Origin of the sequence: Pseudanabaena sp. lw0831 (assembly GCF_016584665.1) — a bacterium.
Classification (GTDB): Bacteria; Cyanobacteriota; Cyanobacteriia; order Pseudanabaenales; family Pseudanabaenaceae; genus Pseudanabaena.
The window spans coordinates 20720-37698 of sequence record NZ_BBJB01000055.1 but is presented as its reverse complement, the minus strand read 5'-3'; the positions used below and the strand labels follow the sequence as shown (position 1 = coordinate 37698).

Below are 16979 nucleotides of genomic sequence, written 5' to 3'. Positions count from 1 at the left end.
TATTTAATTCTCCCCCCTTTACAAGGGGGGCTGGGGGGGATCTCAAGCAATCTAAGCCCGAAGCCAAGCTTCGGTGGCAATACCTAATTTACTAGCTGTATCAATTAACTGATGTAGCTCCAAATTAGAAATACTTTCGCAAAGATTGACCTCTATATGAATTGGTTGCTTTTGTACAGATTCCAAATCGAGAATCTGTCTAGCAAGTACACACTTAGGGGCAATCCGTGACGATAGATAGTTGAGGAAAGCCTCTTGAGAAAGATCAAGGTCTAACTCCAGATCTAGGCGATCGCTAATGATTAATGATTGCTCAATTTGATTGAGATAGCTAAATAGTGATTTCTCGTCAATATCTTGCGGCTGCGAAAGTTGCTGGATTTGACTCAAAATATAATTTTCGAGAATTTCGGCATCTTCTTCATGGGTAAACTTACAGCCCAAATTAAGCGCCTCGATCGCTACAGCATCTAATCCCACATTCGGGAGTGATTCGCCAGTTTCTAAGCGCTTGAGTTCCTCGGTGAGGCGATTGTTTAGCACAATCTCCGCCGCGACTTGCAGTTCACGCGGTACTTGCAGATCGTCCCGACGGAATGAGATCAGGATTCCATAATTATCACGATAAACTTGTTCGTACAACTGATCGAGTCTGGTCAATGTCTCATCGGCGAGCATTCGCAAAATCCGATGGCGCTCTTCGGCAAAGAGATGATGCAGATTGAACTGTTCGCCACTAAAATTGCTAGCCATCGCCAGAATTACAGCCGCCGTATTCGCTTGTTTGAGAACCTTAAATAAAGTTGCTTTGATCTCCTCGTATTCACGTCTTCCTGTGAAGGGTTGGATACAGCAATGGAAGTCATCACCGCCAAGGTGCAGTACTGCAAAAATATAATTTACAGATTCTTGTGTGATCCCAGAAACTAATTGAATTTGCCCGATCGCTAAGGACATTGAGCCAATCCGTTGCAGTTGATAATCCTGTTGTTGGATTTGGTAGCAATAGATTTGTTGCGATCGCGCATAGTTACCCAGAGTTGAACTCAGGGCATATTGGGCCGCAACTTGAGCGAGGGTAATGCGATTAGTCACCACTTGATGTCGAAAGACCCCTTCACCATCTTTAAATTCAACGAGATTGCTGGATGCTTTTGCCATGCGATGAATAAACTCATCCTCTAGCAATACACCTGCAACATCGGCCGCTAGTTCGATCGCTCTGGCTGCATAGCGCAAAATCTGCACGGTTTCAGGTCGTGATAATTCTTCAAAAAACCAACCGCAACTGGTAAACATGAGCAAGGCATGGCGTTGCATTTCCAACAACCTGAGAGCATCAACTCTCTGAGCCGATGTTGATACTTTGTTCCCAGATTGCTGCTCAAAAAATTCCTCTAAAACTGGAGAATGCTCAGAAATGTCATCGCGCAGAGAATATTGTAGTACGTCAATATAGCGATCGCGTGCTTCCCAAGGGTCGTTAAAATATTTGCGCCCGATATCTACATAAACAGCAGCTAGGCGATCGCGTAGCCAGTTGAGACTATCGCGCAGTGGTCGTCGCCAAAGTTGTTGATAGCCAGATCCTTCACCACATGTACAGCCACCTTGCCAGCGATCGACCCCATGTGCGCAACTCCAAGCAGTTACAGATTTTAGCTCTGCTTCCCATTGTGGTGGGAAAAGACTTAAATAATGAGCATAATTGGTGACATTCCAGCCGCGCTTAGGAAATTCTTCTACAAAGGCATAGGAAAGGGTTTTCTCGGTAAAGTGCTTATGATGTCCAAAGGTTTCACCATCGGTTGCCACTGAAACTATCTGATGCGGACGATGATCTCCTCGTACTGCTTGACTGAGACGCTTAGCAAAATTATGAGAACTACCTAAGAGATCCCCAAAACCCATATCACGAGAGATCGGTCCATCATAGAAAAACACATCGATAAAAGCATCAGTATCCGCAGGCAAATGATACTGACCAAGTTCCGATACATTGCTGTTATTGGTATTATGACGGCGCAAATAGCAACGATAAGGACGATTGGGATCAATCTGTGCTCCGCCGACTTCTTGCCATGCAGGGTTAGGGTTGTTTTCAGTAGGTTTGGGGCGACAGCGCTGGGCCTGTGATGGCGCAAGAATAATAAACTTGATCCCCTCTAAGACCAAAGCTTCAAGGGTTTCATAGTCTACGGCAGTCTCAGCCAACCACATCCCTTCAGTCTCGCGACCAAATCTTGCCTTAAAATCTTCTTTGCCCCAACGAATTTGCGTCAATTTGTCCCGCCAATTCGCCAAGGGCATGATGATGTGGTTATACACCTGTGCGATCGCATTGCCATGACCGTTAAGGCGATCGGCGCTGCGTTTATCGGCATCTAAAATTGCTTGATAAGTATGGCGATCGTGAAATTCCATCCATGAGAGCAGTGTTGGCCCCATGTTGAAACTCATGTACTCATAGTTGTTTACGATCTTAACAATCTTGCCGTCATGGCGCTCGATCCGAGAGAATGCGTTGGGGCGATAGCATTCATGGTGAATCCGCGCATTCCAGTCATGAAAAGGAGCCGCGCTTTCTTGCCGCTCGATCGCGTTCAGGTAAGGGTTTTCACGCGGAGGCTGATAAAAGTGACCGTGAATCGTAACATATATTCCCGAAGCGGTCGGAATATGAACATCAGGCGAAGAAACAGAAGCAGCAACAGTCACGCAAATTTTCCCTTAAAGAAAACGACATTTGTTACATCTTGGCAGATTTACTCGGTGGTTCGCAAGCAAGTATCAAAATAAAATCCCAAAAATGAGAGGCGGCGCAAAGCGCCGCCTCTCATTTTTTATCTAACCTGCTTGACAATCAGTTTGTATGCGCCCTTGCCATTGGGATCAAAAGCATTAACGATTGTTCGATAAGTTCCTGTGAAGGGTAATTCGAGCGTCATTGATGCATTCTTCCGACTAGGTAACCCATTATTTTCTTGCAATACTCTGCTATCTGGTGCAAATAAAACTAAATAGGGATGAAAATCAGAACTGACAAGTTCAATTTGAACTACTTGACCTGCTCGACCATTAAAACTAAAAGCATCAAATAGACTACCATCTCTGGCAAAGACTCGACTCTGAGTTCCTAGGATTCCATTTTTCTGCAAAATGATGCGGCGATCATCTGTTGATTCGATTGGTGATTGAGAAGTGAAGTTATTACTCAGCCGACCTGCGATCGTGAAAGAGCCTGTTTGCCCTACTTCATAGGAGTTTGCATAGAGCGTATATTTACCAGTACTGGGTAAAGTAACCGCAATCCGAGCATTTTTACCGCCACCGCCATCATCATCCTCAGCAATTTTACGTCCAGTAGCATCAAATAAAACTAGATAGGGATCAATGCCATTACCACGCATCTCAATCACTAATGATTGTCCTGCTTTACCTTGGAATTGATAGGTTTTGTAATAGCTGCCATCGGGCAAAGTATTGTCTGAAGCAGTCAAGACTGAGGCGATCGCATTGCCGTCAAGATTAAGAACATTTGGGCTGGCAATAGCAGGAGTAGGATTATTCGCGATCGTCCCTTGCCGAGCTGCGGCAATAAATTGCTTAACGGTATCAGCCTCGATCGCCAAACCAATGCCACTATTGACAGAGCTAGTTGTAAAAATGGCAGTATTTACGCCCACCAGTTCGGCACGACTATTCAGCAATGGACCACCTGAATTCCCAGGGTTTAGAGCCGCATCGGTTTGTAATAATTTGCGATCGCTATCAATGCGACTAATGATCCCTGTGGTCAATGTTCCTGCAAACCGTCCGAATGGATTACCGATCGCAAAAGCTCTTTGCCCCACTTGGATTCCACTAGAAGATGCAATTTGAATTGTCGGTAGGTTTGTGGTTACGCCCTCTAGTCTGATCATGGCAAGATCGGGATTGCGACTGCTAGCAATGACCACCCCGCGAAATTGACGCTTATCGCTCAGGATCACATTTACTGTGGTTGATCCACGCACCACATGGGCATTAGTCAAAACCAAGCCCTTGGGATCAATAATTGATCCACTGCCATTGCCAATGCGGGACTGGATCGATACGACTGCGGGGCTAGCTTGTTTGTAGACACGGATATTTGTATCTTCATCTTGGGCATTTACAGGGGGTGGCGCGACCAAAGGAAAAGTAGCGATCGTGCTTATACCACCGCATAATATTAGGCTAACTGCCAAAAATTTAATTAATCCTTGTTTCACAAAACCATCCTCAGTCGCGATCGATCATTTAGTTTAAGTGGAGCAAATTCTGCAAAATCAAACTCACACAATGTTAGAAGTATTTTGAGTGCATAAAGTTGCTTTACTCAACAACTCTCATTATGAAACTAATTTTAGGATTTTCAGCATTTAGAGAGCAATTGATTAACTCATGTTACGCAGAGTAAAGATATCAATTCTACTGCTAGAGCGGCTGAGCTGGCTGGGAGATGCAGCTCCTATCTTGAGAATTTAGATTTATGTGGGCTGCTGTTTTTCAATCCGATCGCCTGCTTGGATTACTTATCAAATGTGAGAAAATAATACATAATTGCTAGAAATATGATGTCTAGAGGCAAAAATGCAGGAATCAAATTGGGGTGATGAGGAATTGTGGATCGTCACGAGTGAACCCAAAGATCGCTCACAATCTACGGAAACAGGTCAGAAAGCTGGCGGTAAAGGTAATAATCCTTACGGTTCATCTACAGCATCAGTTTCAGGAGAAGAACTTAAAGAGAGTCGCGTTAAAGCCGTGACACTTGCAACGCAAATGTCGCAGTTTGTGAGGATCATCGGTCGAGTCTTTGCTGATGCTCAAAAACAAATCGATCCGCTAGCAGGGTTGCAACTGGATGAGATTAAGTTGGCGGTGGAGATTTCGGGTAAGGGTGAAATTAAGCTGCTAGGTACTGGTATCGAGACATCTGGAAAAGGGGCGATCGAGTTAAAATTTAAACGGGCAGAGTTGCCCAAGGTTTCTAAGGCTTCGGAGACAGTTTAAAGGTATGGCGAGAAATTGCGCGGTAATTGTCGGGATTAATGATTACGATGAAATTTCGCCTTTGAATTTTGCCAAGGGTGATGCTGAAAGAATGCGTGATTATTTCAGGCAAGATTTGGCTATAAATGCCAACGATCTCTACTTCTTTACCGATGATTCACAACGCAATGCTCAGAACCGTAAAACACAACCGACCTATGGCACGCTCGATTCTTTCTTGACTGATCGCTTTGAATCGTCATTTTTAGAAGCAGGTGACACGTTATGGTTTTACTTTAGTGGGCATGGAATGCATTGCGAAGGGAAGGATTATCTGTTGCCGAGTGATGGCAATCCGCGCACTACTAAAACTGCAATTCCAATTAGCTATGTAACAGAGAGATTGCGGCGGAGTGGTGCGGATAATGTGGTGATGTTGATTGATGCTTGTCGTAATGATGGCGCAAAAAATGCGGGTATGGGTGTGGGGGAAGAGAAGCAGCAGGGTGTAATTACGTTCTTTTCTTGCAGTCCGTCACAGGTTTCCTATGAGATCGAGACTCTTCAGCAGGGGGCTTTTACGAATGTGTTGCTAGAGGCGTTGCGGATTCAGGGTGAGGGAAACTGTGCGACGGTGGAGCGATTTTATCAATATCTGCGCAATCGCGTACCGAGTCTGACTCAACATTATAAAAATGGCTATCGGCAAACGCCTTACGCTGTCATCGAACCTGCCACGAAATTACATTATATTTTGTTGCCGAAGTTTGCCAATCTGACGGATATTACATTGCTCAAGGTTGACGCGCTCCATGCGGAAGCAGAAGGCGATTTTAGGTTGGCTTTTCAGTTATGGATGCGGGTGAATGTGGCTGCGGGTGGGACGGATATGCAAGCAATTAATGCTTTTCAGCGTTTGGCTAATAAGCAGTCCTCACCTAAGTCACAACCGAATAATCAAGTTAACCATCAGAATCAGGGTAGTAAAACACCTTCAGCGTTGCCAGTTTCTCCACCTTCTGTTCCTAGCGAATTCAAGAGAGAGTCTATCGGTAAAACACCGTCAGTACCGACGGTAGCAGCATCACCTGCGCCTGAAATCGAGAGAAGTCCTCAAAGAGGAGAAGACTTAAGGTTTGATTTACGTTTGAGTTTTCGAGAAGCCTTATTCGGCGGGCAAAAAACAATTAAAATTTCCCATATAGAAAAGTGCTGTGATTGTGGAGGAAGCGGTATTAAGAACATTTTGTTGAACAGAAATTTTTGCACAACTTGTGATGGGTTAAGTCTCGTTCAAGTTACTAAAAAATTAATGGTTACTATTCCAGCAGGAGTAGATACTGGAACTCGTTTGCGAGTTCAGAATGAAGGCGATACTGGAGCTTATTGTGGTACAGTCGGTGATTTGTATGTCTATTTATTTGTTGAAAGTGATAATAAGTTTAAGAGAGATGGTATTAATATCAGGTCAACAATTGAAATAAACCAAGCACAGGCATTTTCAGGTTGTCAACTAAATATAGATACTATAGATGGTTCTGTTTTACTAACCATTTCACCCAAAACTAAGAGTGGTGTAGTTCTGCGTTTAAGAGGGCGCGGAGTTCCGAAGCTAGACAATCCAATAGAACGAGGCGATCATTTAGTTACTGTTAACATTCAGTCGGTAACACCTGTTTCCATACCAACCGAACAAGTCGAAAAAAACTGTGGAATTGCTTAGTACGAAGGGAATTGACTACAGTGAACTTGAGAAGTTACTGAAGGCGAAGGAGTGGCGGAAGGCAGATGAACTGATGGCTAAACATATGCTGAAGGTTGCGAATCGAGAAAGTCAAGGTTATCTAGATGTGGATTCAATCAAGATTTTTCCTTGTAAAGATTTGTGGACGATTGACCAGTTATGGGTGTATTACAGCAATGGTCTCTATGGCTTTAGCGTTCAGAGGGATATTTATGTCGAGTGTGGTGGTAAGCTGGATTTTAGTTATCCTAGTCATATGACCTGGGATAAATTCTGTGATCGCACAGCATGGAAAAAGGATGGATATGTGAGCTACCCAACAAAGAGACAGAATTTTAATCATGTCTTTTCTCGCATCGAGACTTGTAGGCTTTAACGGATAAGCATTACAAGTCAATGTTAAGCCTTTGTTACAAGCTCATTTCTATGGCATAATCAGGCTTCCAGCACTTTTGTTACCTGTCAGATCAAGGAAAAGGGAAAAAGGAAAAATTTTTCTGATGTTATTGGTTAATGGCAGGAAGCCAAGATCTCCGACTTTTTCTATGCAAGCTAAGACAATTTGTGAATTCACAAAAAAAGTCGGGGATCAGAATCTCTACTTTTTCCTTGAATAAAATTGCTTTTTGCTAAAATGGTCTTCAACAATAAATTCTTACCTTGGTTAAGCTCATGATTAGTCGAGAAACCTTAAAAACAGCTATTGATACCATAGACGACACCCAACTAGAAATATTGCATCGCATCATCTTGGCATTCAGCAAACCCATTCCAAATACAGTAAATCACCTCCTCCCAGAAAATATCAATCCACTCAAAGGCAGCATTGTATTTGAGAACGATATCATTTCTCCAATAGATTTATTATGGGAAGCAGAACAGTGATTATCCTCTATTACCCCTTACACCAGAAATCGCAGTACGTTCCACTCGATTACCTAGAGGATTTCATGGCGATCCAAGCGATCGCTTAATCGTAGCAAGTAGCCTAGTTCACAAAGCCCCATTAGTCTCTAAAGATGAAAAAATACGGCAATGTAGCTATTTACAATTGATTTGGTAGTTAAAAAAGGAAATCCGACTCTAAAACCGATCGCCCAAAGGTTTCCACATGAAACAAGATCGCCGATCGCACATCATTGAGAGCCTCTTCATAGGAATCTTCCTCACCAACCACAACCCCTTGAATACCCAAAGGATAAGCCAAGTAACCATCTGGATGCTTTTCCACCACAATTTTTATGTGTTGCATGATTATATTGATGTAATAAAAATATCTACAATATTAGCCTTTTTGTTTTCTGGACAGTCACTCATCAAACAGCACACCCCCAAAACGCAGGAATAAATTATCGATCGCAGCAAAGAGGATTGAACATTTGCGAATGAAGATTGTAGTAAGGAGCTAAGAGCCCCAACTTTTTTTTGTGAATGTACAAATTGTTTTTGCTTGCATAGAAAAAGTCGGGGATCTAAATCTATACTTTTCCCCTTTTCCTTGATCAAGCGATGAGCCAACAAGTGAGCGCCGCCGCGATCGCATCAGCAGCATCATCAGGACGCGGAATCGCATCAAGACCGAGTTCCCGTTTCACCGCTTCTTGCACATCACATTTATCCGCATTACCATGCCCCGTCAGCGCTAGCTTAATTTGTGGAGGCGAAAACTCAATCGGTTCGATATTGTGTTGACTCAATGCCAATACAATCACGCCCCTAGCCTGAGCCACATTAACTAAGTTTCCCATCCGATAAAAAAATAGCTTCTCCATTCCCACCAATTGCGGCTGGAACTGATCGATCAGCGTATGCATATCTTCATAAATAGTCTTCAGGCGATCTCCGATCGGTGTGTGCTTTGGTGTGACGATTGTGCCAAATTCTAATAGTTTTGGTGAAGCAGGTTTTTCAACCTCAATTAAACCAAACCCGACTATTGCTAATCCTGGGTCAATTCCTAAGATTTTCATATAGACAATCTTAGCGGGTTTCATGTTAAAAAATTTGGCGATACGTCGAGAAATCTCTAAAAGAGCTTAAAATTTAATTTCAAATGGGGATATAACGATTCATTGTAGTTAAAGAATAAGACCAGATCTTCGCTGCAAAGGCGGCGCAAGCTTTTATGTTTTAACTTTATTTTTGCTGAGCTACTTACCTAATTTCAAATTGGAGAACTTATGAAAAAATATCTAGGATTTATTGCAGCAGCTTTTCTTCTAATTGAAGGCGTTGGTGCTGGAGCAGCGATCGCAGGAGACAAATATGGAGCCGTGGCAACTAGTTCTGATGGTTCTTACGGATATGCTTACAACCTTGACAGTCAAGCAGAAGCAGAAGCAACCGCACTTTCCTATTGTGGGAGTAACTGTTCTGTCCAAGTTTGGTTTGCTAATGCTTGTGGGGCTGTAGCTAAAGGTGGTGGCTCATTGGGTTGGGCTTGGAACGTTGACAAAGAATTAGCTCAAGCCAACGCACTTGCAAGTTGCGGTAATGGCAGTTGCGAGATCGCTGTTTGGGCTTGTACCGATCGCTAAAGCAAAGTCTTTACTTCAAAAAAATAGAGGAGCCGCTTTGCAGTTCCTCTATTTTTTTGCTTTTTTGTATTTGCATAGGGCATGTAAAAACTTAATCTGAGATGGTTTTGATATATCTGTAAGGCTTTTAAGCTATAATGGCAGAGTGTTTTTGAGTCTTTGCTCAAAACACATCCTAAAAACACCAAGAGCGTCTACAAAGTTTTTCTTAACATCAAAGACTTTTCATAAAAACCCTCTTGCAAACGACATATCATTTCTGGAGTTGTTTACCTTCATGCCTGAGATCATTACAGAAACTTACAATGCCAATCAGATCCAAGTACTTGAGGGTCTAGAAGCAGTTCGTAAACGACCTGGGATGTATATCGGCACAACGGGGCCAAAAGGATTACATCACCTCGTTTTTGAAGTTGTTGACAACAGCGTAGACGAAGCCCTTGCAGGACATTGCGATCGCATTTTAGTTGAGCTTCTCCCCGATGGCTCTGTCCAAGTTTCCGATAATGGGCGCGGCATCCCCATTGATATTCACCCCAAAACTGGTAAATCTGCCCTTGAGACTGTACTCACCGTTCTCCACGCAGGTGGAAAATTTGGCGATGGCGGCTACAAAGTTTCAGGCGGCTTGCATGGTGTCGGTATTTCGGTTGTGAATGCCCTCTCTGAATGGGTGGAAGTATCGGTATGGCGACTAGAAAAAGTCTACAAACAGCGCTACGAAAGAGGCTTTCCCGTTACCGAGTTGATCCCCAGCCTCAGCGAAGAAGCCGAACCCCGTCGAGGCACACAGGTACGTTTCAAGCCTGATCCTCAAATCTTCACCACTCAAACTGAATTTGAATACGACATTCTCGCTAGCCGACTTAAAGAGCTTGCCTACCTCAATGCTGGTGTAAAAATCGAATATTGCGATCGCCGTGGCGCAGAACTTCGCACCGATATCTATTGCTATGAAGGCGGTATCCGTGAATATGTAGCATACATGACCCGCGATAAGGAACCAATTCACCCTGACATTATTTATGTAAATGGCGAACGCGATAATGTCGTGGTGGAAGTTGCCCTGCAATGGTGTATTGATTCCTACAACGACAACGTTCTCGGCTTTGCCAATAACATTCGCACCATCGATGGTGGTACTCACCTAGAGGGTCTAAAAACGGTTCTCACGCGCACGATGAATGCTACGGCGCGAAGACTGAAAAAGATCAAAGAGGGTGAATCGAATCTCGCTGGAGAAAACGTTCGTGAAGGTCTAACAGCCGTAATTTCGGTTAAGGTTACCGATCCTGAATTTGAAGGACAAACCAAAACGAAGTTAGGTAATACAGAAGTACGCGGTATTGTTGACTCTTTCGTTGGTGAAGTTCTCAATGAATATTTAGAGTTTCATCCTGCGGTAGCCACTTCGATTATTGATAAAGCGCTGCAAGCCTTTAATGCCGCCGAAGCAGCCCGTCGCGCCCGAGAGCTAGTCCGCCGCAAATCGGCGCTAGAGTCTTCAACTTTACCTGGGAAACTCGCCGATTGTAGTTCTCGCGATCCTAAAGAATCCGAAATCTTCATCGTTGAGGGCGATTCTGCGGGCGGAAGTGCCAAACAAGGACGAGATCGCCATTATCAAGCCATCCTCCCATTGCGCGGTAAAGTTCTCAATATTGAGAGAGCCGATGATACCAAGATTTATAAAAACAATGAAATCCAAGCGCTGATTACAGGTTGTGGTTTGGGAATTAAAGGCGAAGACTTTAATGAGTCACAACTGCGTTATCACAAAATCATTCTCCTTGCTGATGCGGACGTAGATGGGGCGCACATTCGCACATTGCTGCTGACCTTCTTCTATCGTTATCAACGAGAACTACTCGATCGCGGATTTATCTATATCGGTTGTCCTCCACTATATAAATTGGAGCGTGGTAAAACTGCTCAGTACTGCTACACCGATCGCGACTTACAAACAGCGATCGCCTCTTTCCCCCCCAATGCTAACTACAACATTCAGCGCTTTAAAGGACTAGGCGAAATGATGCCGCAGCAGCTATGGGAAACCACAATGAATCCTGCTACGCGATCGCTAAAACGTCTGACCATCGAAGATGCTGCCGAAGCCGAGCATATCTTCACAATTTTGATGGGTGATAAAGTTGCACCACGTCGAGAATTTATTGAAACTTACGGCTCGAAGCTAGGACTTGCTGATCTAGATATTTAGTTTGATCTCCAAACAAAAAAGGCGGCGCATTGCGCTGCCTTTTTTATGATTGTTGATTGACAAATTCTCGAAAGGTCTGTGTGAAATCTCGACGCTGATTTTGATAGGTCTTTAATAATTGTGCGATTAGATTGGGGATATCTTGTGCCGCGCATTCTGTATATAGTTCTTTGCCAAAATTAGTATTTCCATCACCAACATAAACTCTGTAGGCCTCGGGACTCTTTTTTTCTTTCCCTTGAATTCCTACCAAAGCAATATCACTTGGATGATGCTGAGCGCAAGACTTATCACAACCAGAAAAATGGATGTTGATTGGAAGATCGAGTTTGATGCAGTTTTCCAAATGAGCAGCAACTTTTTTAGCATCAGCTTGTGTATCAGTAAATGCTGCCTTGCATCCCTTATAGCCAGAACAAGCTGCGATCGCAGCATAGGGATGGTTCGTGGAAACAGATATGCCCAAGCCTTTGATTTCTCGCGTTAACTGTTCAACTTGAGCCTCCACAATATCTGTAATCAGAATATTTTGCCAAGGAGTTAACCTCAGAGCGCCACCACCATATTGGCTCGCCAAATCCCCTAAGCCTTGGAACTGAAGCGCAGTTAATCTTCCCAATGGAATCACTACACCAATATAAGCAAGTCCCGATTGGCTTTGGGCATGAATACCCAAATGTTTATACGCGACTCTTGTTCCACTCTCCTGCGAGAGAAGTTCTAAGGATGAGCGTCTTAACGCATAACCCAACTTCTGTTCAACAAGCAGCAAATAATGTTCTACACCCCAAGCCCTGATGAGTTCTCTTAATCTTGGAGGTCGAGTACAAGAATTAGTTTGATTTAATTTCTGTTCTGTATAGTCGCGATAAACTTCGGTTAATGCGGCAAGAACCTCTAAATTCTGTTTAGAGTAAATCAATCTACCTACTGCCGATGGAGAATCACCGCGATCGCCTATTCCTAAATACAGGCTAAAGTAAATCGCGCCATTAATTTCTACGGCTTTAAAACAGATATCATTAGGGCGATCGCTTACGCTAATCGTTTCACCTCCATCAAAGCAAACACTAAATTTATTAGACAGAATCTCTAATTCAGGATGATTTGCTAGATAGAAGTTCCATTGTTTGACTAAAGGAATTGTATTGATTAGGGCACGAGGATCAATCCCTGCGGTGGGACTTGCCATAATATTCCGTAACCCGTCAGTGCTTGCCTCACTAGAAGCCAGCCTATAATCTTGTAGATCGAGAAGAGTATCAAAACTTAGAGCTTGACTAGTGCGAATTTGCAGATTAGCGCGGTTAGTAATTTGGATTTCGCCATTACCAAATTGATTAGTGAGCTTGGCAACTACCTCACATTGCTTAAAGGTAATTAAGCCCGCAGGTAAACGCATACGTGAAAGAATGCCATCTTGGGCGGATGTGGCATTAAAAAGACTCGGACAAATAGCTGTGGTAGATTGCAATTGAGAAAATTCCAAAAAATAATCACATTGAGAAGGCGCAACGCGCCTTCTCAATGTCTATAAACTTAGCGCCGCTTCAATTTGAGATCGCTCTAAAGCTTGACCGATAAATACCAAGCGGGTTTGGCGAGTCTCATCACTTGCCCATAGGCGATCGTAGGAAGTCTCAAGGCGATCGCCTACGCCTTGTAACACCATGCGCATCGGTTTGTTTGGCACATTGACAAAGCCCTTGATGCGATAGATTTCCTGATCGGCGATCGCTTGTTTAAGAGATGCAAGTAATTGAGTTGGCTCAAAGGCGCGATCGGTAACGATATTAATCGAATTAATATCATCGTCATGCTCATGCTCTTCTTCAGTATCGTGATGACTAGGACGCGCATCAAGATCATCTTCAACAGCCGCATTGAAACCCAACAGAATCTCAGAGCTAACTTTGCCTTCATCACAAGCAATAACCTTAACCCCATCACGCAATTCTTGTTTGAGCCATGAATGTACTTTATTTTGGGCTTCAGCATCGACCAAATCTGTTTTAGTTAATAAAACCAAATCAGCACAGGCTAACTGATCTTCAAATAGTTCTTCTATGGGAGTCTCATGATCGAGATTAGGATCTTGCTGACGCGGAGAATTTAACGCATCAAGATCGCTCACCAATCTCCCACTTGCTACCGCTTCACAATCGACTACTGCAATTACACCGTCAACAGTCGCCCCATTGCGAATTTCTTGCCAACGGAAGGCTTGAATTAATGGCTTTGGTAAAGCCAATCCAGAGGTTTCGATGAGGATGCAGTCAATGCGATCGCGTATTTTTAGCAATTCTTGCATGGTTGGCAAAAACTCTTCCTGTACGGTGCAGCAAAGACAGCCGTTAGTCAATTCCACAATGTTTGGGGTGATTTCTTTGCCATCTTCGTCGCATACACGACAAGAACGAAGTAAATCGCCATCAATGCCAATCTCGCCAAATTCATTTACAAGTACAGCAATTCGCCGTCCTTGATTATTTTGTAACAGTTCTCTTATGAGGGTAGTTTTACCACTGCCCAAGAATCCAGTAATCACAGTTACAGGTATTTTCGCTGCCATAATTTTCTCTAAAAAATTTAAAAGCTCCCTCTTTTGTAAGTGGGGAATCAAAAGTAGTGGCAATTTATGAATTGCCCCCTACTTTAGTCAAGGAAAAACTTCTCTAACCCTTAGGTGCTGGCAGAATAAGAGATGAAATATTGGAAGCTAGGAATGCTGCACCAATTCCACAAATTACCAAGCCAGCCGATCGCAAGTTAGGAGCAGTCTGAGCAAAATCGCCCTTCAGGACTTTTTGACCAACAAAAAATGCAGCGCCTGAAATTACTAACTGAATTACAGTAAATCCACACAGATAAGCTACTAAAGCTGTGGTTTGTGCGCCAAAAATCGCTTCGCCGTATGCGTAGCCGTGAAATAAACCTGCGACTATGGATAACCCAACCATCATCAAAACGTTAGGGCTATTCTTGAGTGCCATCAAAATTCCAAACAACAAAATTGATGCAGATACGACCAATTCCACGACTGGTAAAGTTACACCCAATAAATGAACTCCTGTACCGAGCATCGCCGATAAAACAAAGGAAATCGGAATCAAGATGCCTTGGGGCTTAAGGGCTGCAAATAAACCAACTGCAACAATAAACGCGAGGTGATCGACCCCAATTACAGGGTGAGCTAAGCCAGATAGAAAACCTTCAAAAAATGTGCTGGGCATGTTTCCCCCCATGGGGTGATGTGCTGCGGCGGGACTAGCCACAACCAAGAGACTAAAACCGATCGCGATCGCAAGCGCCTTAGACTGGATTGACGCAAAAAGCTTCGATAAATTCATATTCTGTAACTCGCAGATATAGACAATGAAACTAGTTCTAGCGGGCATCCTGACTTTAAGCAGCTTAGGATTTGACTGCTTTTACAGTTGCGGTACAGCGTTGGACTTTCACCAAACTTTCCCCATTTTTAAAACTAAGCAAATACAAATGATCTACTTAATTTCACTTTTTTAACGGCTGATCCCCGTTAAAACTAGAATAGCTTTCTGACTCTACAATAATTCGCAGTGCTTTGTTAACAAATACTTATAGATTTACAAAGCAGTTTATAAGCAATATGTGCGATTTGAGTTTTATCGTACTGATCGCCTAATCATTGAAAAATAAAGCGATCGCCTAGTTCTCTATCAAAAATTAAATTAAGCGATCGCTTAATAATTATTTGTCTTTGCGATCGCTAATAATCTCTCGGAACTGAACATCGAAGCCGAAGATATTTGCTTGCTCAATCTTGGCTAGAAACCAGTCACTGCAATGAAATTGACGGTTGAGAATAACTTATAATTCTATCGCAGTTGCGGTATAACTATTAGAATATAATGCAAACTACCGCATATCCGAAAAGTTTGTCTATCAAGTTTACAAATCTAAATATCTGTATCTATTCTTGTTAATTTTATATCTAAATTTTTGCTTGTATGTCCGACGTTACAACTTTTTACAAGCCATCGGATTCCCCGTTTCTCACTCAGGTGCGGCAAGTAATGCGCTTGAAACACATGAGTCGTAGTACAGAAAAAAGTTATTTACACTACATTTTGGACTATATCTATTTCCATAACAAGCGACATCCTCACGAAATGGGAGTTGATGAAATTCGCCAATATTTGTCACACCTTGCCGTGAATAAAAACGTGGCTGCATCCACTCAAAATATTGCTCTATCAGCGCTTTTATTTGTTTATCGCCAAGTGTTAAAGAGTGATATCCCTGATATTGACAATATTGAGAGGGCAAAACGTCCGAAGCGCTTGCCAGTAGTATTAACTCGTCATGAAATACAGAGAGTATTGGCAGTAGTTGACGGAGTAGAAGGCTTGTTTTTGCAGTTGCTCTATGGGACAGGAATGCGACTAACGGAAGGATTGCGATTGCGGGTGAAAGATTTAGATTTTGAAAAAAAGGAAATTACTATTCATGATGGCAAAGGCGCACAGGATCGGATGACCATGATGCCTGAGAAGTTAGTTGAGCCTTTGCGTCAGCAACTGGTTTATGCTCACGCTTTGCACAATCTCGACCTATCGATGGGATTAGGCGAAGTCGAGTTGCCCTTTGCTTTGGCGAATAAATATACCAACGCAGCAAGATCATGGAAGTGGCAATATGTTTTTCCATCGCCGACTCGATCTGTTGATTCGCGTACAGGTAGGAAGGGACGACACCATCTTTCAGAAGATCGGATTCAGAGGTCAATGAAACGGGCTTTGAGGCAGACAGAGATTAATAAAAATGCTAGTCCACATATTTTACGTCATAGTTTTGCTACGCATTTACTGGAGTGCGGCTACGATATTCGCACAGTACAGGAATTGCTAGGTCATCGTGATGTCCAGACAACGATGGTTTATACCCATGTGCTGAATCGGGGTGGAAAAGGCGTGATTAGTCCTCTCGATCGCTGAACTAAGTGTCACCAGATCCCCGACTTTATTACATTTTATTTTTATCTTGAGGCAGTTAAATGAGCTATTAGCGCTCGTAATCCTAAACGATAGCTCTCAGCACCAAAACCGCTAATTTGCCCGATCGCAATTGGTGCAATAAACGAATGATGGCGAAATTCTTCGCGTTTGTACACATTACTGAGATGTACTTCTACAGTAGGTATATTTACAGAGGCGATCGCATCTCTCAGTGCCACACTGGTATGCGTAAAAGCAGCGGGATTGATCAAAATTCCTTGCTGTACTTGAAAAGCAGCATGAATCGCATCAACCAATACGCCCTCATGATTTGATTGTAAAAAGCTTAATTCTGCGCCTAACTCCAATGCATCTTGAGCTAGGCGATCGTTAATTTGCGCCAATGTAGTGCTGCCATATACCTCTGGCTCCCGCAAGCCCAGCATATTGAGGTTTGGCCCATGCAAAACCAGAATTTTCATTCTTTA

General features: G+C 43.1%; 16 protein-coding genes and 1 riboswitch. Of the genes, 8 read left to right on the top strand and 8 right to left on the bottom strand.

The features are described 5' to 3' along the window. Window positions 1-51 precede the first annotated feature (51 nt). Complete coding sequence (locus APA_RS10165) at window positions 52-2718, bottom strand: DUF3536 domain-containing protein (protein WP_201322167.1); 2667 nt, start codon at window positions 2716-2718, stop codon at window positions 52-54. Between the two features lie 125 nt (window positions 2719-2843). Then, the gene (locus APA_RS10160; protein ID WP_201322166.1) at window positions 2844-4253 is read right to left on the bottom strand and encodes a trypsin-like peptidase domain-containing protein; all 1410 of its coding nucleotides are present in this window, start codon (window positions 4251-4253) and stop codon (window positions 2844-2846) included. Between the two features lie 361 nt (window positions 4254-4614). On the opposite strand from APA_RS10160, the gene APA_RS10155 reads away from it, so the two are divergent. From APA_RS10155 to APA_RS25765, 5 genes are all read left to right on the top strand, one after another. Next, window positions 4615-5037 (top strand): hypothetical protein, encoded by a 423-nt coding sequence (locus tag APA_RS10155; RefSeq protein WP_201322165.1) that lies wholly within the window; start codon window positions 4615-4617, stop codon window positions 5035-5037. Between the two features lie 4 nt (window positions 5038-5041). Further along, a complete protein-coding gene (locus APA_RS10150) occupies window positions 5042-6739 on the top strand; it encodes a DnaJ C-terminal domain-containing protein (protein ID WP_201322164.1) in 1698 nt (565 codons plus the stop codon). Continuing rightward, window positions 6726-7136 (top strand): GUN4 domain-containing protein, encoded by a 411-nt coding sequence (locus tag APA_RS10145; RefSeq protein ID WP_201322163.1) that lies wholly within the window; start codon window positions 6726-6728, stop codon window positions 7134-7136. Before APA_RS10150 ends, APA_RS10145 begins: the two co-directional genes overlap by 14 nt. A 296-nt stretch (window positions 7137-7432) precedes the next feature. Beyond that, window positions 7433-7645, top strand: a complete 213-nt coding sequence (locus APA_RS10140; protein ID WP_201322162.1) for a hypothetical protein — start codon at window positions 7433-7435, stop codon at window positions 7643-7645. Then, window positions 7620-7823, top strand: a complete 204-nt coding sequence (locus APA_RS25765; RefSeq protein WP_374101352.1) for a PIN domain-containing protein — start codon at window positions 7620-7622, stop codon at window positions 7821-7823. Before APA_RS10140 ends, APA_RS25765 begins: the two co-directional genes overlap by 26 nt. On the opposite strand, the gene APA_RS10135 is transcribed toward APA_RS25765, so the two are convergent. Together APA_RS10135 and ruvC are read right to left on the bottom strand one after the other, a co-directional pair. Then, window positions 7824-8012: a type II toxin-antitoxin system HicB family antitoxin gene (locus APA_RS10135; protein ID WP_201322161.1), complete on the bottom strand. Its 189-nt coding sequence runs from the start codon at window positions 8010-8012 to the stop codon at window positions 7824-7826. It lies immediately after the preceding gene. A gap of 250 nt (window positions 8013-8262) precedes the next feature. Further along, window positions 8263-8754, bottom strand: coding sequence for a crossover junction endodeoxyribonuclease RuvC (ruvC, locus tag APA_RS10130; protein WP_236579493.1), 492 nt, complete (start codon window positions 8752-8754; stop codon window positions 8263-8265). A 186-nt stretch (window positions 8755-8940) separates the two neighbouring features. Between ruvC and APA_RS10125 the strand changes: the two genes are divergently transcribed. Both APA_RS10125 and gyrB read left to right on the top strand, forming a co-directional pair. Beyond that, a complete protein-coding gene (locus APA_RS10125; RefSeq protein ID WP_201322160.1) occupies window positions 8941-9297 on the top strand; it encodes a DUF4189 domain-containing protein in 357 nt (118 codons plus the stop codon). A 277-nt stretch (window positions 9298-9574) separates the two neighbouring features. Continuing rightward, window positions 9575-11515: a DNA topoisomerase (ATP-hydrolyzing) subunit B gene (gene gyrB / locus APA_RS10120; protein WP_201322159.1), complete on the top strand. Its 1941-nt coding sequence runs from the start codon at window positions 9575-9577 to the stop codon at window positions 11513-11515. Between the two features lie 43 nt (window positions 11516-11558). Here the strand turns inward: gyrB and cobG are convergent, their stop codons facing one another. The 3 genes from cobG to APA_RS10105 all read right to left on the bottom strand — a co-directional run bounded on the left by cobG (window position 11559) and on the right by APA_RS10105 (window position 14865). Then, window positions 11559-12989, bottom strand: coding sequence for a precorrin-3B synthase (gene cobG, locus APA_RS10115; protein ID WP_201322158.1), 1431 nt, complete (start codon window positions 12987-12989; stop codon window positions 11559-11561). Window positions 12990-13046: 57 nt separating this feature from the next. Next, window positions 13047-14087 (bottom strand): cobalamin biosynthesis protein CobW, encoded by a 1041-nt coding sequence (gene cobW / locus APA_RS10110; protein ID WP_201322157.1) that lies wholly within the window; start codon window positions 14085-14087, stop codon window positions 13047-13049. Window positions 14088-14190: 103 nt separating this feature from the next. Beyond that, on the bottom strand, window positions 14191-14865 hold the full coding sequence (locus APA_RS10105; protein WP_201322156.1) for a HupE/UreJ family protein: 675 nt from the start codon (window positions 14863-14865) through the stop codon (window positions 14191-14193). Window positions 14866-14886: 21 nt separating this feature from the next. Beyond that, a riboswitch (cobalamin riboswitch) is annotated at window positions 14887-15030 on the bottom strand. 474 nt (window positions 15031-15504) lie between these two features. Between APA_RS10105 and APA_RS10100 the strand changes: the two genes are divergently transcribed. Continuing rightward, window positions 15505-16491 carry an integron integrase gene (locus tag APA_RS10100; protein ID WP_201322155.1) on the top strand — a complete coding sequence of 329 codons (987 nt, stop codon included), beginning with the start codon at window positions 15505-15507 and terminating at the stop codon, window positions 16489-16491. A gap of 41 nt (window positions 16492-16532) precedes the next feature. Here APA_RS10100 and aroQ read toward each other — a convergent pair whose 3' ends face one another. Next, window positions 16533-16973 (bottom strand): type II 3-dehydroquinate dehydratase, encoded by a 441-nt coding sequence (gene aroQ, locus APA_RS10095; RefSeq protein WP_201322154.1) that lies wholly within the window; start codon window positions 16971-16973, stop codon window positions 16533-16535. Between the last annotated feature and the right edge of the window lie 6 nt (window positions 16974-16979).